This window comes from Clostridium malenominatum, from assembly GCF_039521365.1.
Taxonomy (GTDB): domain Bacteria; phylum Bacillota; class Clostridia; order Clostridiales; family Clostridiaceae; genus Clostridium_AW; species Clostridium_AW malenominatum.
The window spans coordinates 1610543-1632921 of record NZ_BAAACF010000001.1; the positions used below are offsets into that span (position 1 = coordinate 1610543).

Sequence of the window (22379 nt, forward strand, 5' to 3'; positions counted from 1 at the left end):
TTTATAAATATCTTTCTATTAATTCTTTTGTTGTCGATACAGTTAGCTCAGGTTTCCATCCTATAGAAACTTCTCCTGCCAGCATTATTCCATATACACCTTGTTTTACAAAATTATAAACATCACTAATTTCACTTAATGTAGGTTTACTATTTTTTTTCATAGAGTCCAATATATAAGTAGCAATAATTAATTTTTTATTTGTTCCATTCATTTTTGCAATTACATCATTTTGTATTTTAGGAATATCTATATAATCAACCTCTGAAATTAAATCTCCTCTTCCTATCATTATTCCGTCACTTTCTTTTAATATATCGTCAAAATTATCTATTCCTTCTTTGCTTTCGACCTTAGCCCATAATTCAACTTTTCTACCAAAAGAATTTTTATTTATAAATTCCTTAAGCTCCCTCATATTGTCACCATAGCAAGCATAGGAAAGACATATAATATCTACCCCTCTTTTTAATCCCCAGATTATATCTTTCTTATCTTTTTCTGTAAGTCCCATAAAACTTCTATCAATACCTGGAACATTTACTCCTTTTTCTCTTCTTATAATACCGCCTTTTGTAACAACGGTTTCTATCCAATCTCTTCTTTTGTTTATAATATTAAATTCCATAGTACCATCTTTCATATAAATCTTTTCAGCAGAATTTAACAAACTAATATCACCCTGAATTGATAATGGTATGTAGTAGCTCCTATCTTTTTCATTGCTTTTTTCATTTATTCTGTTTCTTTCCTTATAAAATACTACCTTATCACCTTCTACCACCTTATATTGACAATTAAAGTTTTTGCTTACTCTAATTTTATTTCCTGCCAAATCCTGAAGGATAGCAATTTTATTATGCTTTTCCTTAACATATTTTATTAACTCATAGGTATTGCTATAATTTATATGAGAAAAATTAAATCTTAACAAATCTGCTCCTGCATATATAAGTTTATCTATTGATTCTTTATTATTTACTTTTGGACCAATAGAACAAATAATCTTCATAAAAACACATCCTATTTTCAATTTAAATACAACTATACAATACCATATTAATCCTTACATAGAAAGTTTTTTCTTTATTTTATCTGGTAATAAAACATCTATAATTATCTTTATAATTCCATAAATAGGAACTATTATAAAAGCCGCAAGGGGTCCTCCAAAGGCTATGGCTCCAATTACTAGAAATATATCTGTTAAAGGATGAATTTTCATTGTATGTCCCATAATAGCAGGTACCACCACTCTTCCCTTCAATGTCTGAACTATAATAAAGGTTGCAGCAAGCTTTATAAACATTGTAAATCCTAGAGATATTGCAATAATAGTTGGAACTATCATTGATATAAAAAATCCAACAAAGGGTATGAAAGCTAGTATAAAAGTTATAGAAGAAAATAAAAGCCCATTTGGCATGCCTATTATCTTATATCCTAAAAAAATTAAGGTACTTAATGATAATGCAACCTTACTTTGGCCAACCACATACTGAGATAAAACCACATGACTTCCTTCTAATATTTTACTCACCTTTTCTTTGTTCTTATTAGAAAAAAAATTAATAAACCCTTCTTTGAATTTTTCTCCATCTTTCAATAAGTAAAAAATAGTAATCAATATCAATAAAAATTTTGAAAAACTATCCATTAAGTATTTAAATCCTTTTAATAAATTAGAAACTGCATCTTTCATATAATTATTAAGTGATTCTGTAGATACTCTGTAAATTTGGTTTATATCGATATATTTATTAATTTCATCTAAAGCTTTATTTATATTATTGTCTTTTTCTCCAATAGTTTTTATTTCTTTAATCAAACCATTAAGCTCATAAGATATAGAATTGCTAAAATAATAAAAAATTCCTGTTAAAGCAAAAGTCCATATAAATAGAGTTAGTACAGCTGCTTCACTATTTTTCAACCCTTTTTTTATAAAAATAACATTTAACGGCCTTATTAAATAGTAAAAAAACACTGATACAACAACTGGGCTTATTATTGATTTTAATAATACAAGTAATAACCTATATAAAAAAGTAACCTTAGTAAAAAGTATTAAGCTTAAGAATATTAAATTTATAACTATAAGATTTTTAATTAACTTGTTTTCTATCACATTCATCCATCCCTTAGTTTTTTAAGATTATTTTTACCTAAAGATAAAAAAATATTTATAATAAAAGGCTGGTAATTTATTTACCAACCTTTTATTATTAAACAAATCTTTTGTGAATTCTTATCTTTAGCTGAAACCAAGGGGCCTATATTCATAATAAATTTGAAGTAAAAAATAGGTAGTATAGGATTTCTCCAATACTACCTTTTAATTATTCTTCTATATTATTATTAATATCATCACTATCCTCTTCATCACTACTCTTAACTTTAGGAGTAGCTAAAAGATAATACATGCTATTAACTACAAAAATTTGTGTAAATATAGAACTCATTAGAAGAAAGACTTCTATATAAAAAATAATCTCACTTCTACAAATTTCAATTAAAAATTTGTTTATTATTGCTAATATTAATACCCCAAATTGAAGAAAAAGACTAAAAAAACTCCTTATAGCAAGCAATTTATAATAACTAATTAGTTTTCTATTTCCATCCCTTCTTTGAGTAAGTTTCATTTTAGCAGTTTCTATATTTTCACTTGACGAAGTAACCAAAATACTTAATGCTGTCAATCCAAAAGCTGACAATAAAGCAGTTATAGTTATAGCAGTATCATTAAAACTTATTATAAATTTATCAAAATCGTTTATTTTATTATTGCAAAATAGATATAATACTGAGGTAATTAAAGCTGGTGCTAATATAAGTTCAAACAATTCTTTCTTTTTAGAAGATTTAAAGAAATTATTTAGTATAATACCTATTTTTATAAACATTCTCATTCCTCACTTTCATCAATCTCTATGAAAATATTATTAAAATACTCCTTAAAATTTTTATTAACTAATTCAGTATATTTCTCAAAAATAGATTCTGTGTCAATTAATCCATCTGAATCTATTTTTGTATTTATATACTCACTCAATTTCATGCCCTCTGTATCAAGTCGAATTACATTTGCATCTTTTCTTCCTTGGATAACCATTCTTATTATCTTCTTTTTTCCTGTCTGATTTTCAAACTGTTTATAATAACTTCTTACCTTAGTCTTTGAAAATGATCTTGATTGAATAGGTTTATATAACACTTCAACTTCGTCTTTACTTATGTGCTCTTCAGAGAATATTATTTCCTCATCATCAGTAAGACTTTCTTTATCTACAACAATCTTTATCAATGAAATTTTATCAAGTTTCATAAGTTCTTCAATAAATTTAGGAGATGGGACTACTTCAATATTTAAATCATACTGTAACAGTAAATCCTTTTTGTCTTTTTTATGTTCCTTAACCCACTTCCTGTAACTTCTATTTATATCTTTCTCCAATATTCCTGTAGTAACAGCACCAACTATCTTTTCCCATATTAATACTGCTCTATTCTTATCTTCGAATATTTTTACTAAATAATGTTGTTTTTCTTCATCTCCTTCATTTTTGTTTTTTTTATAATTAGGTTTTAATGTTTGAATATCTACGATATTAGTTCTCTTATTAAATTTTATATATTTTAATCTAACCTTTTTAATACATTTACATTCATCAACTCTATCAATATAATAACAGATATCTTTACTATTTATAGTATATTTATTCCCTTTTTTTTCATCATATTTGTTAAATATAAAAAAATAATCTAAAAATTCTTTAAGTATTATTTCTTCTTTTAGTTCCTGTAAAACATACTCCGAGCTATCACGTTCTAACTGCTTCTTTAGAATTAAAATTTTATATACCTCTGTTTTCCTTTGCTTTTCCATTTTCCACCCCTATATTTGTATACTTCATTAAATATACTTTATTCTTAGAAAATACTTCTAGCTAGCCCTTTTAAGTGCTTTCTTTCCCAATTGTAAATCTTTTCTACAAATGAGACAAGCTTTTCGACAATATTAGTGGAAATATATGACTAAAATAGAAATAGCCACAAGTTAATCGTTAACCTAACCCATAGCTTAAGCTTTACTTTTCTTTTATATTAATATATCTATTATCTTTTAATTTTAACATACCTTAATAATACAGCGGCTATTCCACCTGTTAATCCAGCTATTATGTATTTCATATAAAAGTACCCTTGTTCCTGTTTTTTTACACTTATGGCTGTTGCGCAACCTGCCCAGCTAGAATTACACCTATTAAATTATATAGCTAATAATCCTAGAGTAAATCCCCAGGGTTTATTATTCTATATCAAATATAATCCTTACTTGTATAATCTTTCTAATGCTGATAATATATAGTTATACATGTTATCAAGGGGGAATTAGTATGAAGAAATTAATAAAATCTTTCATGTTATTATTAACTTTATCCTTATCTGTATTTTTTTTAACTGGTTGTGCCGCAAAACCTGAGGACACAGTTACTAACTTTATGACTGCAATAGCACAACTAGATTTTGATAAAGCTGTAACCTATTTAAAAAATGATGGAAATAAAATTAATCTAAAATATGATGATGAAGATCAGGAAAAACTCATTAAATCCATTTTTTCTAAGATTGAATATCAAATAGATAATACTACTAAAGATGGTAGTACTGCTACAGTAAAAGCTAAAATTACATCTGTAGATTTGCCAAATATAACTACAAAAATGTTTACGGAGTTGTTGCCTACTTTAATGGCTCAAGCATTTTCCGGACAACCTATAAATGAAGATAAGCAAGATGAAGCAATCATGCAATACTATTTAAATGCCATAAATTCGCCTACTGCACCTAAAACTGTTACCGAAATAGAAATTAAATTAGTTAAAGAAAAAGAAGGTTGGTTAATTGAGCCAACTGATAATTTATTTGATGCTATGACAGGTAATATACAGAAAGCCTTTGAAGCTTTTCAATAAAGGCAATAAATACACATAGAAAACCCTGGAGTAAATCTCCAGGGTTTATTTTTTATTAATTTATAATCTAATTACTTAGTATAAATTTCACACTTTCTATTCCAGATTTAAGTTCTCAGCAGACGTAAGAATGGTATTCTATACTACTAAGGCTTTATATTTAGCCACTAATGCACCCTTTTCTTAGGGTGCTCTTCACATGTAATTAATTATTCATTATATACAAATTAGGGCATGGGGCATCTCTTGATCTCCATGCCTTAAAATAATTATCATAGAAAGCTATTTACAGAATAACTTTCACACTCTTAACAATTATATCTATTTTCCTTTCTTTCATCTTTAAACTAATCTCTCTGCCATAATATTAGCAAGATTTAATTTTTCTATTCTATTTTTAATTTGTTCATTATTGGTAGAATACAACTCTAAATCCTTCATCCTATTAAAATATTCAGCTCCTGCGAAAGTATATCTCTTCCTTCTGCCTTCCTTTGTTTCCATTTGGAAATTAGCGTAGGAAATTAAATCTCCTATAGCAGTAGCCTTAGGTAGGATAAGAAGTGGCATACCTAGCAAGTGTCTAACTGCATTATGCCCTGCTAAAGACCCTGTACACATTGCTTCAGTGTGGCCTACGAATAATCCTGACTTCTCTCCTGCACAAAGTAAATTATCTAAGCCTTTTACTCTCATATCGTCAGTTCTTTGGGCTACAGAAAGATATCTTATTGAGTTTCCTTTTCCTCCTGCATAAGGATCTATATATTTTGCTTTTTCTAGTCCCATAATTTTTCTAAGTTTATCTAGTGGGTAAAATGGAGTCATTAGTTTAATGTGACCCGTATCTAGGAGCACAATGTTTTCTGCAAACTCTCTTAAAGCATACTGTTGGCACACTTTTAATTTTAATTTATCTATGTTTATATCTTCTGGTGGTACCTTTAATACCACACCGCCTTTTTCTTCAATTTCTTTTAGTAAATCTTCTGCTATACTATCTTTACAAAGCTTACAAGAACCACTAAATGCTCCATATACATCTTCTTCCCTTTCACCTTGTAAATCTTCTGCTCCAGCTCTAGCACTTATACTTACTCTTGGTCCAAAAGCTGGGCATCTTAGTACACACATAGAGCAACCATTTCCATATCTCAAACAATTCCCCATAGGTCCTGTAGATCCCGTAGCTTCTATAAACACATCGCCTTTTACATAGGTTCCATCGGATAAATAAACTCCTATTATCTTATTCCCAATCTTTTCAACATCTACCACTCTACTTGTAAAGTTCAATTCTATACCTAGATTAATTAAATGATTTCTAACTTCTGGCTCTATCTTATTTACGTCGTACAACCATGCATGACCATGTCCTGGAAACTCAATATTTTTATGTCTAGTATTTTTATCTGTAATATTTATTAAGTCACCTGCTCCTAAGTTAATCAATTCTTCAGAAGCAGTGTATCTTCCGTTATTTCTCATTATTCCACCAACATTACCTAATCCAATTAGCATGTCTGTTTTTTCATATAAAAGCACCTTTGCTCCTGCTTTTTTTGCACTTATGGCAGCTGCACAACCTGCCCATCCTCCACCTATAATTATAACCTTCATAGTAATTTTCTACCCTCCAAAATATTTCTTGGATCTATTTGAAGCTTGCAAGATCTTTCAATAGTAAAGTACTTATTTTTTACACTGCAACTTCCACATACTCCTTCGCCGCAGCACATTTTACCATTATTACAACAAGAAAATTCAACGCTTTCGCCTACCAACTTCATTATATTATAATTAACAATGTCGGCAGCTGATGTGTGTATCACATTAACCTTTTCATTTTTTAAAATAGATATTAATATATTTTTAAGTTCTGGTGGGATTTCTCCCTTATCATCTATAACCTTGGTTTCTATATATTCGCAGTTGTATTTATCTACATATTTTTTAATGAACATATCTTCGTAGGGAGCTTTATCAACAATAACATATATTTTATTTCCATTTGAATAGAGCTTTTTTAAGACTGGAACTATTGGCGCTTGACCAATACCCCTAGAAATTACAACAGCAACTCCATCTTTAGTTTTTTCTAGATTTTTCATTCCTAAAATACCATTCCAATAGGGCCCTTTAAGCATTATATCTTCTCCAACTTTAATGCCATCAAGATTTTTTGTCTTTACTCCTTTTATCTCAATTGCTAGTACAATTCTATTTTCCTCTACATTTACTTCCATGACGGAAATAGGTGTTGAAAAGAAATATTCACTTTCTGGCTTTCTTAAAAACACAAAACTTCCTGGCCTATTTAATTCTTTGGCAAGCTTATGAGGTACTGATATTGTATATAACACCAAATCTTCATAAACATACTCTTTATTTAACAGCACACTCTCTATTTCACATCTTCCATCCTTAGGCTTTGTTCCATTCCATATAAATTCTTGATATATGCATACTCCTTTCCAATTAATGCAATCACAAAAATTTTCGCCTCTTAATTGGGAACATAATAAGCATTCTCCACTTTCTGCAAGATGGCATGGACAAAATTCACTTCCTGCGTCCATACAATCTCTTACTTCATAGTTCATCTTACCCCCCCTAATAATTGTTTTACCTACAATAACAATTTATTTCATAATTAGTATTTTGTTACTGAAAAATATCATTAATTATTTACCAATCATTATGTAAATTCACATTTTAATATAATGTCCGCATAGAGTTTACTTTTAAAATTTCAACAAAAACAATTTATTACAGCTTCTCTATTATATCTACAAAATTTAAAATATAACTATGTAATAAAACAAACTTTGTCTACTATAAATCCCATTATTTTATATAGTTTTTTTATTCATTTTAGCTATATTCAAAAAAAATACATACATTATTTTATGAAGCTAAATTGCTCTAATACCTTGATTTCGCATATTGCGGACAAGTTATAATTATGATATACTTTCTTCATTGGCAAAATACTTTGTCAATTCAAAAAATTTAATTGGGGGAAAGAATATGAGTAAACAATTAAAATTAGGATTGATTCCAAAGATCATTATCGGTATCTTACTTGGTGTAATTATCGGTAAATTTCTACCAGAAGCAATTATTCGTATCTTTGTTACATTTAGCTCAGGTTTTGGTAGCTTTCTTGGTTTCATAGTTCCACTGTTAATACTTGGATTCGTTACCGCCGGTATTGCAGAGCTAGGCACCGGCGCAGGAAAACTATTAGCTATAACTGTAGGACTATCTTATGGTTTCACATTAATTTCTGGTTTATTTGCTTATACCCTTGGTAAATCATTTTTGCCAAAGTTTATAAGTGCCGAAGCTGCAAAAACCATAGGAGAGGCTGGCGCTGAACTTAAACCTTACTTTTCTATGCCAATGCCACCTGTTATGGGGGTAACTACTGCATTGATATTAGCATTTATCCTAGGGCTTGGTATTGCTGCTATTAAGAGTGAAGATCTAAAAAAATTAGCTCTAGACTTCCAAAAAATTATAACAAAAGTAATTGAAAATATTGTTATTCCATTACTTCCACTACACATCTTGGGTATATTTGCAAATATGACAAAGTCCGGACAAGTTGTTTCGGTGTTCTCAGTGTTTGGAAAAGTATTCCTTATGGTAATAATAGCTCACATTACTATAATAGTATTCCAATTTGTTATAGGTGCAGCAATTGGCAAGAAGAACTTATTTGAATGTCTAAAATTCCAAGTTCCTGGCTACCTTACTGCATTAGGCACTCAATCTTCTGCAGCAACAATTCCTGTTAACGTACAGTGTTCTGAAAAAATGGGAATTTCCAAAGGTGTAAGAGAGTTTGTTATTCCTTTATGTGCAACTACTCACATGTCAGGTAGTACAATAACCTTAACAACCTGTGCTATGGCTGTTATGATGTTAAATGGAATGCCAATTCAATTTAATGGTTTCTTTGGATTTATAGCTATGCTTGGAATATCCATAGTTGCAGCACCTGGAGTACCTGGTGGAGCAGTTATGGCTTCCTTAGGACTTCTTGAGTCTATGCTTGGTTTTAACCAGACCATGTTATCTTTAATGATAGCACTTTATATAGCACAAGATAGCTTTGGTACTGCTTGTAACGTAACAGGTGACCAAGCTGTTGCCATGATAGTTGACAGAGTTTACGAAGATAAAACCGTTTCGGTTAGTGTATAAAAAGCAAAGTGGCTTAATTCTAAGCCACTTTATTTTTTATAAATAATATTTGTAAAAACTTTTATAGCTAAGGGCATAATAGTAATCACTGTTACTAATCTCATTAAGTGAAGCAAAGCCACCTTAGTTATATCTGCTCCATATGCTTCTGATATTAATGTCATATCTGTTATCCCACCAGGAGCACTACTAAATAGTGCTGTTATTAAATCAATTCCACTTATCTTATGTATTATAAAACCTAATGAAAGACTAAATACCGTTAATCCTACAACTAATATAACAGAAGGAAGTATTATCTTTTTTATCTGCTGCACACTGTCTATAGTAAAGTTTAAGCCAATCATTCCCCCTACTACAATTTGACTTAATAATTTAAAATTGTATGGTATCTCACCCTTTCCAGTGTAAATGTTATATATAGCTACAGAAATCATAGCCCCCACTAGGGCACCTGCTGGAATTTTAGCTTTTATACCAATAATTCCTCCAATAAACGCTATTAATAAAGTATAAAATATCTTTTCCATAAAACATCCTCCATAATATCCCTAAAAATTAACTTTATAACTTAAATTCCATATTATAAATATAATTGTAACACATTGTAAGGAAACTTCATATTTTTTAATATCAGATATAATATTATAGGAGGCTTATATATGGCTGTTAGTTTAAATTCCTTACACTACATTTATTTGTTGTTTATTATAGTTATCTTTCTGTTTATGACTTTTAAAAAAGATATTACTATAGTATGTGTTCTTGGTATTTTTACGTTGGGTATTTTTGCCACAGGCTCTATTTCCAGTGCAATCACTGGTATATTTAGTAGTTTTGCCTTAGCAATAAATGAGCTTATAGGAACTATTTTGATAATTTCTTTAATTACCGCCATGGGCGTTGTTTTGCAGAAAACTGGAATTAACGAAACTATGGTTAAGCCTTTTACTAAACTAATGAAAACTCCTACTCTAGCCTATTGGATTATCGGTATATTTATGATGGTAATTTCTTTGTTCTTTTGGCCTTCACCTGCTGTTGCTCTTATAGGTGCTATACTGGTTCCAGCCGCAGTAAAAGCAGGATTACCCGCTTTAGGCGCTGCCGTTGCAATGAATTTATTTGGCCATGGTATAGCTTTATCTGGCGACTTTGTAATTCAAGGGGCTCCTAATCTTACATCAGACGGAGCAGGTATTCCTGTAGGAGAAGTGGTTTCCGCTTCTGTACCTCTAGTTCTTATAATGGGTATTGTAACCACTGTAGTTGCATTTTATATGATAAAAAAAGATATGAAAACCGGGCTATTGAAATTAGATAGTAGCGAATATGATATAAATGATACTGATAGAGAGTTTCAATCTTTAATAAGTCCTAGTCTCAAGAAGATTTTTGCTATTATCATTACACTTACGTTTGCTATTGACATAGTATTAATGTATAAATTGAATCTTCAAGGTGGAGATGCAACTGCTTTAATAGGCGGAACAGCTTTAATAATATTAATTTTAATAACAGTATTTATAAAGAAAAAGGAAGCCTCTTCCCTTGTTATTTCTTATATAGTAGAAGGATTTACTTTTGGTTTTAAAGTATTTGGTCCTGTTATTCCTATAGCTGCATTTTTCTTTTTAGGTGATTCAGGATTTTTAAGTGTTTTTGGTGAAGTGTTACCTAAAGGTTCTTCAGGCCTTGTAAATGACCTAGGAGTATTTATAGCAAACGCAGTTCCTCTAAATGCTCCCATCGGCGCAACAACTCTTACTACCGTTGGCATAATAACAGGACTAGATGGTTCGGGGTTCTCCGGTATATCCCTAGCAGGTTCTGTAGCCAAAATATTTGGTATTGCACTAGGAAGAGGAACTGCAACCTTAACAGCTCTAGGTCAACTAGCTGGAATTTGGGTTGGAGGTGGGACCATTATCCCTTGGGCATTAATCCCTGTTGCTGCTATTTGTAAGGTAGACCCTTTTGAGCTAGCTAGACGTAACTTCAAACCTGTAGCTATAGGTTTAGTTATAACAACAATCCTAGCAATGTTCTTGATTTAGTTTATTTAAGAATTGAATTCACTCATATGCTTCCAATATCTTTTAGGCATCATTCTCTTTTGAAGCCTATGGTTTTTTCTCTCTTTAATTGAAACACTAGTAAAATACTCTTTCCATAACTTGTTATATAATTCATCATTGTTTATTTGAGGAATATCTTCTAGATATAGTGTGTGTATATGCCATTTTCCCTTTTCCTTAGAATATATTCCTCCTATTTTTCTTTTTATATCATGAATTATAAAGTTTTCCTCTTTAAATCTTTGAGAAAAGTGCGGCATTATAAGTTCTAATATATTGTGGTCTGGCTCTATCTTACTATAAAATAAACTTTCCCCAATAGACGCAAATCTTACAAAGCCTACCACTCTATGCTTTTCATATTCCACTTTTTTAATTACTTTATGAACTTCAAAAATCATGGCATTATACATATGTAAATCTACATCTTTTCCAATTTTAAAGGCTAATTTAGTATATTCAATGATTAGCCTTTCTATATTTTTTAATTCAGAAAGATGTAATAAATATATGTTCCTTAAAACTGCTCCAGATATCTTTATTTTGATAGCTTCATATACCTTTTTCCACTTGTTTTCATCTGAAGATATTTCTATTACATTATGTAAAAAATTATGTACATACTCTTCTTTCTTAAAGACAACCTCTGGTTTATCTTTGTTATAGTATACTTCATAAATAACCGTTAAAAGTCCTTCAAAACTTCCATCATACACATATACTGTCATTATATATCACCTAACAATCTACTGTTTCTTTCTAAGTCAAACAAGGATATTTGCTGATAGTTATCTTTACTATCACCATTCAATATTTTGAATTTAATACTCTCCTCCTGAAATTTTATGTCCCCATAATATTTACCCTTGCAAGTTACGAAATATTTAGCTCTTTTCAATACTACCCCAATACTTTTTAAATCTTCAAAAGCAATGGTATGTACCTTTCTAATTTTAATAATTTTATTTACAGACCTAACCCCAACTCCTGGTATTCTTAACAGTTGTTCTGGAGAAGCCTTATTAACTTCTATTGGAAAATACTCTAAATGATTTAATGCCCATTGAGTCTTAGGATCAAAGTCTAAGCTTAAATTGCTCTCTTTTCCATCTAGAATTTCATGAGAAGAAAATCCGTAAAACCTTATTAGCCAATCCGCTTGATAAAGTCTATGTTCTCTTAATAATGGAGGATTTTTTATATCAATTAACCTCTTATCCATGGATACAGGGACATATGCAGAATAATATACTCTTTTTAATCCAAAACTATTATATAGATTTTGGGAAAGATTTAAAATTTCTCTATCGTTTTCTTTTGTTGCCCCTACAATAAGCTGAGTGCTTTGACCTCCTGGAACAAAGTTAGGTGAGTTTTTATATTTAATCTTTTCCTCTTTATTGTTATCAATCTGATTTTTTATAAATTTCATAGGAGTTATTATACTACTTATTTCCTTTTGAGGTGCTAAGAGTTTTAAGCTATTATTGCTTGGCAATTCAATATTAACGCTAAGCCTATCCACTAATTCTCCTAATCTTTTAATTAATAGTGGATCCGACCCAGGTATGGCTTTCATATGAATATAACCATTAAATTTATGAACATTCCTAAGTAATAGAGCCACCTTTGTTAATAGTTCCATAGTATAATTTGCATTTTTATATACAGCAGAGCTTAAGAATAAACCCTCAATATAATTTCTTTTATAAAAATTAATAGTTATATCTGCAATTTCTTCTGGGGTAAAAATACCTCTTTCTACATCATTTGAAATTCTATTTACGCAATAAGCGCAGTCATAAGAGCAATAATTAGTTAGCAAAATCTTTAATAAAGATATACACCTACCATCCTCAGTAAAACTATGGCATATCCCTGACGGACTAGCATTACCTAATCCATTATTTTTATTTTTTCTATTGCTTCCGCTAGAGGAGCAGGACACATCATATTTTGCAGCATCTGAAAGTATTCTTAGCTTTTCCTTTAATTCCATAAATATCACCCCAATTACAATTATACAGAACATATGTTCTTTTGTAAATATAAAAAAAGGAGCTTTAAACTCCTTTTTGACTTTATCTATATAATTATTATTTAAACAAATCTTTAAACAGCTCTCCTATAGTAAATCCTTCCTCTGTATCGTTGAATTTTTTCAATTCTTCTTCATAGGGATTGCTTGCGTTTTTAATGCTTAATGAAATTTTCTTTCCTTCATTATTTATGTCAATTACTTTCACTTTAACTTTATCCCCTAATTTAAGAACATCATCTACCTTTAATATTCTATCATCAGATATTTCACTTATATGTACAAGACCCTCTATTCCATCTTCTAGCTCTACAATGGCACCGAATTCCAAGAGCCTAACTACTTTTCCTTCTAGAATTTCTCCTGTTTTATACTTTACATTTTTCCAAGGATCATCTTTTACATCCTTAAGCGCTAGAGAAATTCTATTCTTACTTCTATCTAAATCAGTTATAAATACTTCAACCTCATCTCCAGCAGAAAGAATTTCTTCTGGTTTGTTTACCTTTTTCCATGACAGATCATTTATATGAATTAATCCTTCTACTCCCCCTAAATCTACAAAAGCACCATACTTCATTAGTTTAGTTACTTTTCCACTTACCTTTTCACCCACTTTAATACTATTCCATGTCTTTTCTTTGCTTTTCTCTTTTTCTTCTAATTGAATTTCCTTTGAGGATAACACTAGCTTTTCTTTATCTTTATCAAATTCTATGATTCTTGCTTTAAGTTCTTCCCCTACAAAATTATTTAAATTATCTATATATTGTGTAGAAATTTGAGATGCTGGTATAAACGCTCTTATTCCTTTTATAAAAGCTATTACTCCTCCTTTTACGCCTTCCTTAACCTTTACAGTTAAAACAGATTTTTTTTCAAAAGCTTCTTCTAAATCATCCCAATTCTTAACTACATCTGCTCTTTTCTTGGAAAGTAATACATTCCCTTCACCATCATTAATTTCTAGTATATATACAAAAATTTCTTCACCAGCCTTTAATATGTCATGAGGATTAACTTCCCCTTCAAAGGTCAATTCATTTTTAGGAACTACACCATCTGACATATATCCTATATTCACCAATACTTCTTCATCATTTAATGATATTACTGTACCTTTAACAACATCACCTTTATTAATTTTTCTCATTGATTTTTCAATGCTTTCTATAAACTCTTTCATTGTAACATCCTTTTGCTCTTCCATTTAACTCTCCCCTATCTATAAGTTTAATCATATATATATTATACCAAACTTTTATAAAATAAAAAGGAATCAGAGTCTACTGATTCCTTTAAATAATAAATTACTTATTTAGCTTGTGATAATGCATCATTTACAGCTGTTAAAACTGCTTTACTAGAAACTGTGGCACCTGTAATTGTATCAATACCTTCTGTTGACTGCTTTTTGATTATCTCTGGTATCAAGTTATCTTTAACTCCATCAAATATTCCATCGGTTTCTTTATGGTCACCAACTTGAATATCTTTTATTTTTCCGTCAGTTACCTGTACTGTTACAGTTAAATCACCATTATGTCCTTTAGTTGTTGATTTATATTCACCATCTTTAAAAGCTGATTTACTTCCTCCACAAGCAGTTAATGTTAATACCATAACTGTTGTAACTATGCCTGCTAAAAATTTATTTTTCATTATATACTCCTCCGTATTCTCTAAATTATTTTACAAATCCTGCTGCATTTTTTCCTGCTATTCTTCCAAATACAATTAAGTCTGCTAAAGCATTTCCACCTAATCTATTTCCACCGTGGATTCCTCCAGTTACTTCTCCTGCTGCATATAGTCCTTTTATAGCTTGTCCTGATTTGTTTAAAACTTCAGTATAAGTATTAATTTTTATACCACCCATAGTATGATGAACCGCTGGCTTAATTTCTATTGCATAATATTTTCCGTTTCCAAATTCACGTGGCATATCTGCTCTTCCAAACTCAGCATCCTTCTTACTCTTTACATATCCGTTGTAATTATCAACAGTTTTCTTTAATGCTGCTGGGTCAACGCTTAGCTTCTTAGCTAAATCTTCTACTGAATCTCCAACAACTGCTAATTCCATATCGATATACTTTTCAATGGCTTTTAAACTCTTTCTTACATTATCATCAAACAATAAATATGCTGTATTTTCCTTTTGTGCTAAAACTGCTTTTGAAACTACGTCTCTTGTGCCTATTTCATTAGTAAATCTTTTTCCTTCACGATTTATAAGTATAGCACCATTTCCTCTAACAGCTTCAGTGATCATAAATCCATTACTTGGAACTGCTGTTGGATGAGTTTGAATTTCTTCCATCTGAATTAACTCTGCTCCTAGTTTTTCAGCCATTATTATTCCGTCTCCATTTGCTCCTGCATGATTTGTTGTTCCAAATCCCTTTAGATTTTCATTGTATTTAACAAACATTTCTTCACTACCGCCAAATCCACCAGTAGTTAATACAACTGCTTTAGTATCTATAGTGTATTCTTTTCCTTCTTTATCTAAAGCTTTTACACCTTTAACATTTCCTTTATCATCTTTTAGTATTTCTAATGCTGTATTCATTGTTCTTACATCTATTTTCTTTTCTTCAGCTGCTTTTTTCAAAGTTTTAACGATTTCAGAACCTACATCTGCACCGCCCGTTGGTCTATGAGCTCTATTTTCACTTGCTCCTCCTAGTCTTCCAACATCTGTCAAATCCGCTCCTAAATCTGCTAGCCACTCTACTGCTTCAGCTGACTTTTCAGCTAGTAATTTAACTAATTCAGGTTCCCCTTTATTATATCCACCCTTCATGGTGTCATTATAGAACTTTTCTACTGTATCGTTAATTTTATTTGCTTTTTGAAATTTGGTTCCTGCTGCATTTATTCCACCAGTGGCTCTAAGAGTATTCCCTCCAACCATAGGCATTTTTTCTAGAACTATTACATTGGCTCCCACATTTTTAGCCTCTACAGCTGCAGCTAGTCCAGCTCCTCCTGCTCCTATAACCACTATATCTGTTTTAACGGAATTTGATACAGCTGGTTTACTATTGCCACAACCTGCTAGTACCGTTGTTGTTATTATTGCTGCATTAACTACTGACATTAATTTTTTTATCTTCATAAATTATACCCCTTTCCAATCTACTTTGACCTTATTATATTGTTAATTTTATAACATTTCAATATTTGATTCATATTTTTATTTTTGGTCATTTTGTTCGGAAATTTACAAATTTATCTTGTACATATGCTTTGGTCTTCCAACCCTACCATATTCTAATTTAATAACAAGTTTACCTTCCTTGGACATATGCTCTAAATATCTTCTCACAGTAATCCTTGCCATACCAAGCCTTTCAGCAACTTCCTCTGCAGTAAAATACTCTTCTTTAAGAGATATAAGAAAATCCCATATTTTAAAATAAGTAAACTTGTTCAACCCCTTATCTAAATCTTCCGTGGAGGTCAATCCCTCTTTTTCTTCTTCTTCATGAGACATATTGTTAATCATTTCATCAATAATATTTTGTTCTATAGACTCATAGCTTTTTAGTTTTATAAATCTTTCTTTATAAGTCTTAATGGCTTCTTCAAATCTTTCAAAAGTAAAGGGCTTTATTAAATAATCAACAGCTCCATACATAAAGGCCTCCTTTACTGAGTTTTTACTTTTATCTGCAGTTATTAAAATAACGTCACAGTAAATTTCATTTTTTCTTAAAAACTTTAAAAAATCTAAACCATTTTCTCTTGGAATGTAAATATCCAATAAAATTAAGTCTGGTTTATCCTGCTTTAAGTATTCATGGGCTTCTTTTAAACTTCCTACAGAAGAAGATAACTCAAAACCTTCAATCTTGTTTAAAAACTTCCCATTAATGTCTCTAACCATGGGATCATCTTCTATAATCATAACTTTTATCATTTACTTATCTTTCCTTTCATAGGTATTTTAACAATAACTCCTGTTCCATCATTAACTTGATATTCTATGGTGCCTTTAGCCTTGTCTACAATATTTTTTACTATGTGCATTCCATAACCCCTTTGCCCTTCCTTAGTAGAAACTCCTCTTTCAAATATCTTATGCTTTATACTTTCCTCTATTCCGTGACCATTATCTTCAACTATTATATTTAAAAAACTTTCATCATTATAAATATTAAACTTAACTATACCACTACCATCTGTCTTTACGGCCTCTATAGCATTATCAACTAAATTTCCTACTATTGAAGATAGATCATCGGAATTTAATTCTTCAGGTAAAAAATCTAACTTTGCCTTATCACATATTAAAAATTCTACCTTTTCTTCTTCAGCTTTATTATATTTTGATAAAAGTAGTCCTTGTAATGGCAAATTATTTATATCTTTATTTAATATATCACTAATTTCTCTTCTCTTATTACCCACTTTTGATATATATTCTATTGCTTTATCATATTCTTCTAATTGAATTAACCCTGATATAGTATGAAGCTTATTCATAAATTCATGATTTTGTGCTCTTAAAGACCATAATATTTTTTTAATTCCAGTCAATTCTTCTGCTAGTTCTTTCATTTCTGTAAAATCTCTAAAATTTATAACCACTCCTAAGGGATTTTTATCATAATCCATAAGAATATTATAATTACAAATAATATTTCTATTATTATTTATTCTATTTTCAATATTTTTTATAGAGGTTCTTTTTTCTAAAACCTCTAAAATGGAATAATCCTTTATATAGTTTATGATATTTTTCCCTAAATCTTTATTGTTTAGAGACAATAATTGCGATGCCACATTATTATAATTTATTATATTTCCCTTAGTATCTACTGCCACAATTCCTTCCCGAATGCTTTCAATAATGGCTTCCTTTTGACTTAACAATAGTGCTATTTCCTCAGGTTCTAACCCATATATGCTTTCCTTTATACTATAGGCTAGAAGCGAAGCTCCTAATATTCCAATAGTTAAACTTAGAATCAAAAATGGTATGAATTTAGAAAACTTTTGATATATTTCTTTGTTAACATTTCCAATCAATATACCTACTACCACAGCTCCAACTTGAACTCCATCTTTATATACTGGAGCAAATCCCCTTAATGAAGGTCCTAAGGTTCCTACCGCTTCGGATACATAACTTTCTCCGGTAGATAGCACCAATTCTTCATCTCCTCCTACAAAAGGCTTACCAATATTTTCTTCATAGGGGTGAGAATATCTCACTCTATCCATATCAATAACAACAATGAACTGCACATTTGTTTGTAGTCTTAATCTTTCTACATAAAATTGAATTGAGCCTCGAGTATCTTTGTCTCTTAAATCATTTTTTATTAAATCTATAGTAGAAACTGTTTTAGCAAGCTTTAGCACTTCTTTTGAGCGTTCTTCTTTAATGAGCCTTCTCATTTCTGTAAAAGATAAATATCCCGTAAGCGTTATAACAATACTTAGTATCACTGTTATATATGTAGTTATTTTGCTTTGTAGCTTCATACTTCCTCCTATTATTGTATATTTATAATTTCTTTCTTAAAACTAAAAATCAATGAAATAAAAATAAGACTTAAAGCTGTAATAAACATTAAATTTATCAACGAAAACTTATCTACTAATCTCCCTCCTAGTACCATAGATATTGGAGTAACTGCCATAACCATAGTGCTAGACAGAGCATTAACTCTACCTAAATATTTTTTTAATACAATCTTTTGCATTAATATATTAATAGTTATGTTAATTATAGCATTAAAAATACCCATTGCTCCCATTGAAACTATTGTATATATTATTAGATATTTTACATTAACTAAACCCTTAAAATTCAATATAAGTAAAATGGATATCATAAGTGTTGTAGCACTATACAATATAGTTCCTGTGACTATTCTTTTATTTGATTTACTTATTTTCGATAAGCTTGGCAACATCATGGCTCCTAATATGTAACCTGCACTCCCTGCTCCTTGAACAAAGGATAGAGCTATAGGTTCTGTTTTTAAATGTTGATTTAACATATATGGTATAAAAATTACTATCAAAGGAGTAATAAAAAAATTAAGTACTATAGAAAAAGTCAATATTAAGTATAAGGATTTTTCTTTCTTTATTATTACAAATGCCTCTTGTAAATCTTTAAATACACTGTTTTTTAGATGATTTTCATTTAAAATTGTACATTTTCTTGTTTTAATAAACATTTCCCATATCCCAGAGATTAAATAAGTTAATGCGTTAATTATAAATACTCCTCTAATCCCAACCACTCCATAAAGTAACCCTCCCATTAAAAGTCCCACACTACTTGAAAAGCTTTGTATCATAGAAATTAGAGAATTTGCATTGGTAAGTTCTTCTTCTTCAACCACATCTGGTATTATAGACATGGAAGCGGGATAAAAAAAAGCTCCACATATACTAATAACTGCCGAAGAAATATAATAAACACCTATGCTTTCAATTCCCATATACATTATAAGAGTTAAAGAAAGTAACGTAATTCCTCTTATGATGTCTGCCATATATATTATTTTAATTCTATCTACTCTATCTGCAATTACTCCTCCATAAGGTCCTAATAACAAATGTATAATAGTTCCTATAGATATGTATATAGACATTTGAAAGGCGGAATTTGTTATTTTTAAAATATGCCATCCCACTGCTAAATTAAATATTTGATCTCCTAAATCTGAAACCATCTTACCTAAAAAAAGAAGAGTAAAACTTTTATTCTTAAAAACTTCAGTATTTCCCACAAATCATCACTCCAAACTAATTTCACAAATTATCCATGCATTTTAACTATACAATAAAAAGCAGAAGCTTAAAACCTCTGCCTTCACATTATTTCTTATTTAATATCATAATCTTATCAATTAACCCAACTTTATAGTAATTATCAGATTTTAATGGCTGTTTAAATACTAATTTATCTTCCTCAAAAATAAATACAGTTCCCACATTATCTCCCTTATATATATCGTGCTTAATATATTTTGGAGGCTTAATAACTGAAGTATAGTTTTTGTCTTTTCTAATAGGTAATATTATATCTTGATCACATATTAAGCTCACTTTATTTTTTCCTTCTGGAGCATAACCTAACTTGTCGCCCTTTGAAAAAAATTTTTTATATTCATAATCTTTCTTAACTGAATTAAATATTTTACTAGTATCACTCCATCTTTCAGGAGAATTTAATACAACTATAACTATGTCGTTACCATCCAAAGTTACAGATGTTACAAGACATTTGCCTGCTCCTCCTGTATACCCAGTTTTAACTCCATTAGCCTCTGGAATTTGCCATAATATTTTATTGATATTATGGAAACTTCTAGTGAATCCATATTTTTCACTATTAATTTCTTTCTCTCGTACTATTTTATCAAATAAAGGGTGTTTTTTACTTTGAGCAGTAAGAACCGCTAAATCGTAAGCAGTTGAATAATGTTCAGGATTATCTAATCCGTGAGGAGAATGAAAATGTGTATCTACTAACCCTATTTTTGTAGCATACTCATTCATAAGTTTTACAAATTCTTCAACAGTTCCACTTATACCTTCTCCTAGAGCTATAGCCGCATCATTGCCTGATCTTAGCATTAATCCATATATAAGTTCCCTTATAGTTACCTTTTCTCCCTTTCTATATCCTACTGTTGAACCTCCTATGGCAGCCGCTCTAGAGGATATTTCCACCTTTTTATCTAAGTCTCCATAATCTAGAGCCACTAGAGCAGTGATAATTTTTGTAGTACTTGCCATAGGGACAATTATCTCAGAATTTTTTTCTACTAAAACAATTTTTGATTTTGCATCTAATGCTATATAAGCTAGGGAATTTATTTTCGTATTTTTTTCCTTTGCCTTTGTAGTAAAACTAGCATTGGCTTTATAGGAAGCTGTAGATATGGATATAAAAAACATACATAAAGGAATAATTAATATTTTAAATCCCTTTTTCATTTTATCACCTCTTCCTCTGCTTATTATTTTTTCACATATTAATTAAATTACTCATATAAATTCTTCCATATGATTTGTATAGTTTTAATCAAGGTGGTTATAATTATAAACATCTAACGGAGGAATAAATATGTTTAAGATATTAATAATTATTATGATTTTCACCACTATTTTTATTATGCCAATTCCAATTAAATTTTATTTATTTTATGATGTTAATAAATTAACTCTCAAAATATACAATAAAAATATAAAAATAAATTCTGAAAAGTTAAAAAAAGATAGTATAAAGTTAAATAAGGTGAAAAAGAAAAAGAAGATTTATTCTGCTGATATTAAAACTCTATGGTGTATATTGAAAAAAAACAAACTAAAACCGTCTATTAAACTAAACGTGAATTTGAATTACGGATTAGATGATGCTGCTGTAACTGCAATATTGTTTGGGTTAATTTATAATTTTTATAGTCTTATAGAATGGTTTTTTTATTCAATACTAAAAGTAAAAGACATGAATTTTCAGTTAACACCTAATTATAATAAAATGCTTTTTATTTTAGAGCTAAATGGAATAATTTATGTTAGTTTAGTAAAAATTATCTTTATATATGTAATATTAAGAAAAAGCTATAATAAGAAAACAAAAGATATTGAAGGAGGAGTAGTATATGGATAATCATCCAATTGAAAATCTAATGAAAAGTACTATGGAAAATTTAAAGGGCATGATAGACGTGAATACAATAGTCGGTGATCCTGTAGAAACAAAGGACGGTTCCTTTATTGTTCCAATATCAAGAGTTTCCTTTGGTTTTGCTTCAGGAGGAAGCGAATTTTCTCAATGCCTTACAAAAGACGACCAAAAATATCCCTTTGGCGGAGGTTCTGGCGCTGGAATAACTCTTAAACCTGTAGCATTTCTAGTAATGAAAAACAATACCGTTAGACTGCTTCCTTTAGAAAGTCATAGCTCATATGATAGAATAATAGACACAGTTCCTCAAGTAATTGACATGTTTAAAGAATACATGAGTAAGGATTGTGAAAGCAAGATAGAAAAGAACTCCCCATATTGCTCTAATGAAGAAGAATAGAACT

The 22379-nt window shown here is 29.9% G+C and carries 21 protein-coding genes; 5 read left to right on the forward strand and 16 right to left on the reverse strand.

From position 1 onward, the window contains the following. Position 1 precedes the first annotated feature (1 nt). The 4 genes from ABDZ69_RS08195 to ABDZ69_RS08210 form a co-directional block, all read right to left on the reverse strand. Positions 2 to 1012 (reverse strand): pyruvate kinase, encoded by a 1011-nt coding sequence (locus ABDZ69_RS08195; protein ID WP_343768636.1) that lies wholly within the window; start codon positions 1010 to 1012, stop codon positions 2 to 4. 54 nt (positions 1013 to 1066) lie between these two features. Then, entirely contained in the window at positions 1067 to 2128 is a 1062-nt protein-coding gene (locus ABDZ69_RS08200; protein ID WP_343768638.1) for an AI-2E family transporter, read from the reverse strand. 211 nt (positions 2129 to 2339) lie between these two features. After that, positions 2340 to 2906 (reverse strand): hypothetical protein, encoded by a 567-nt coding sequence (locus tag ABDZ69_RS08205; RefSeq protein WP_343768639.1) that lies wholly within the window; start codon positions 2904 to 2906, stop codon positions 2340 to 2342. Positions 2907 to 2908: 2 nt separating this feature from the next. Then, positions 2909 to 3889 carry a hypothetical protein gene (locus ABDZ69_RS08210; RefSeq protein WP_343768641.1) on the reverse strand — a complete coding sequence of 327 codons (981 nt, stop codon included), beginning with the start codon at positions 3887 to 3889 and terminating at the stop codon, positions 2909 to 2911. Positions 3890 to 4400: 511 nt separating this feature from the next. Here ABDZ69_RS08210 and ABDZ69_RS08215 point away from each other — a divergent pair. Next, positions 4401 to 4979, forward strand: coding sequence for a DUF4878 domain-containing protein (locus ABDZ69_RS08215; protein WP_343768643.1), 579 nt, complete (start codon positions 4401 to 4403; stop codon positions 4977 to 4979). A gap of 342 nt (positions 4980 to 5321) precedes the next feature. Here ABDZ69_RS08215 and ABDZ69_RS08220 read toward each other — a convergent pair whose 3' ends face one another. Together ABDZ69_RS08220 and ABDZ69_RS08225 are read right to left on the reverse strand one after the other, a co-directional pair. Further along, a complete protein-coding gene (locus ABDZ69_RS08220; protein ID WP_343768645.1) occupies positions 5322 to 6599 on the reverse strand; it encodes an FAD-dependent oxidoreductase in 1278 nt (425 codons plus the stop codon). Beyond that, positions 6596 to 7582: a sulfide/dihydroorotate dehydrogenase-like FAD/NAD-binding protein gene (locus tag ABDZ69_RS08225; RefSeq protein WP_343768647.1), complete on the reverse strand. Its 987-nt coding sequence runs from the start codon at positions 7580 to 7582 to the stop codon at positions 6596 to 6598. The genes ABDZ69_RS08220 and ABDZ69_RS08225 overlap by 4 nt, the downstream gene beginning before the upstream one ends. Before the next feature lie 427 nt (positions 7583 to 8009). Between ABDZ69_RS08225 and ABDZ69_RS08230 the strand changes: the two genes are divergently transcribed. Then, positions 8010 to 9191, forward strand: a complete 1182-nt coding sequence (locus ABDZ69_RS08230; RefSeq protein WP_343768649.1) for a dicarboxylate/amino acid:cation symporter — start codon at positions 8010 to 8012, stop codon at positions 9189 to 9191. Between the two features lie 29 nt (positions 9192 to 9220). Here the strand turns inward: ABDZ69_RS08230 and ABDZ69_RS08235 are convergent, their stop codons facing one another. After that, complete coding sequence (locus ABDZ69_RS08235; protein ID WP_343768651.1) at positions 9221 to 9721, reverse strand: AbrB family transcriptional regulator; 501 nt, start codon at positions 9719 to 9721, stop codon at positions 9221 to 9223. A 132-nt stretch (positions 9722 to 9853) separates the two neighbouring features. Here ABDZ69_RS08235 and ABDZ69_RS08240 point away from each other — a divergent pair, with 132 nt between their 5' ends. Further along, positions 9854 to 11248 (forward strand): hypothetical protein, encoded by a 1395-nt coding sequence (locus ABDZ69_RS08240; protein WP_343768653.1) that lies wholly within the window; start codon positions 9854 to 9856, stop codon positions 11246 to 11248. 5 nt (positions 11249 to 11253) lie between these two features. Here the strand turns inward: ABDZ69_RS08240 and ABDZ69_RS08245 are convergent, their stop codons facing one another. The 9 genes from ABDZ69_RS08245 to ABDZ69_RS08285 all read right to left on the reverse strand — a co-directional run bounded on the left by ABDZ69_RS08245 (position 11254) and on the right by ABDZ69_RS08285 (position 21281). Then, positions 11254 to 11997, reverse strand: coding sequence for a TIGR03915 family putative DNA repair protein (locus tag ABDZ69_RS08245; RefSeq protein WP_343768655.1), 744 nt, complete (start codon positions 11995 to 11997; stop codon positions 11254 to 11256). Beyond that, positions 11997 to 13268 (reverse strand): putative DNA modification/repair radical SAM protein, encoded by a 1272-nt coding sequence (locus tag ABDZ69_RS08250; protein ID WP_343768656.1) that lies wholly within the window; start codon positions 13266 to 13268, stop codon positions 11997 to 11999. The genes ABDZ69_RS08245 and ABDZ69_RS08250 overlap by 1 nt, the downstream gene beginning before the upstream one ends. A 97-nt stretch (positions 13269 to 13365) precedes the next feature. Continuing rightward, positions 13366 to 14517, reverse strand: coding sequence for a 30S ribosomal protein S1 (rpsA, locus tag ABDZ69_RS08255; protein WP_343768658.1), 1152 nt, complete (start codon positions 14515 to 14517; stop codon positions 13366 to 13368). Positions 14518 to 14621: 104 nt separating this feature from the next. Continuing rightward, a complete protein-coding gene (locus tag ABDZ69_RS08260; protein WP_343768660.1) occupies positions 14622 to 14969 on the reverse strand; it encodes an FMN-binding protein in 348 nt (115 codons plus the stop codon). A gap of 25 nt (positions 14970 to 14994) precedes the next feature. Next, positions 14995 to 16431: a flavocytochrome c gene (locus ABDZ69_RS08265; RefSeq protein WP_343768662.1), complete on the reverse strand. Its 1437-nt coding sequence runs from the start codon at positions 16429 to 16431 to the stop codon at positions 14995 to 14997. Between the two features lie 105 nt (positions 16432 to 16536). Continuing rightward, positions 16537 to 17235, reverse strand: a complete 699-nt coding sequence (locus ABDZ69_RS08270) for a response regulator (RefSeq protein WP_343768664.1) — start codon at positions 17233 to 17235, stop codon at positions 16537 to 16539. Continuing rightward, on the reverse strand, positions 17232 to 18806 hold the full coding sequence (locus tag ABDZ69_RS08275) for an ATP-binding protein (protein WP_343768666.1): 1575 nt from the start codon (positions 18804 to 18806) through the stop codon (positions 17232 to 17234). Before ABDZ69_RS08275 ends, ABDZ69_RS08270 begins: the two co-directional genes overlap by 4 nt. An 11-nt stretch (positions 18807 to 18817) precedes the next feature. After that, complete coding sequence (locus tag ABDZ69_RS08280; protein ID WP_343768668.1) at positions 18818 to 20068, reverse strand: MFS transporter; 1251 nt, start codon at positions 20066 to 20068, stop codon at positions 18818 to 18820. A gap of 88 nt (positions 20069 to 20156) precedes the next feature. After that, a complete protein-coding gene (locus tag ABDZ69_RS08285) occupies positions 20157 to 21281 on the reverse strand; it encodes a D-alanyl-D-alanine carboxypeptidase family protein (protein ID WP_343768671.1) in 1125 nt (374 codons plus the stop codon). A gap of 130 nt (positions 21282 to 21411) precedes the next feature. Here ABDZ69_RS08285 and ABDZ69_RS08290 point away from each other — a divergent pair, with 130 nt between their 5' ends. Together ABDZ69_RS08290 and ytfJ are read left to right on the forward strand one after the other, a co-directional pair. Then, a complete protein-coding gene (locus ABDZ69_RS08290) occupies positions 21412 to 21957 on the forward strand; it encodes a DUF2953 domain-containing protein (protein WP_343768672.1) in 546 nt (181 codons plus the stop codon). Next, on the forward strand, positions 21950 to 22375 hold the full coding sequence (gene ytfJ, locus ABDZ69_RS08295; RefSeq protein ID WP_343768674.1) for a GerW family sporulation protein: 426 nt from the start codon (positions 21950 to 21952) through the stop codon (positions 22373 to 22375). The genes ABDZ69_RS08290 and ytfJ overlap by 8 nt, the downstream gene beginning before the upstream one ends. Positions 22376 to 22379 lie beyond the last annotated feature (4 nt).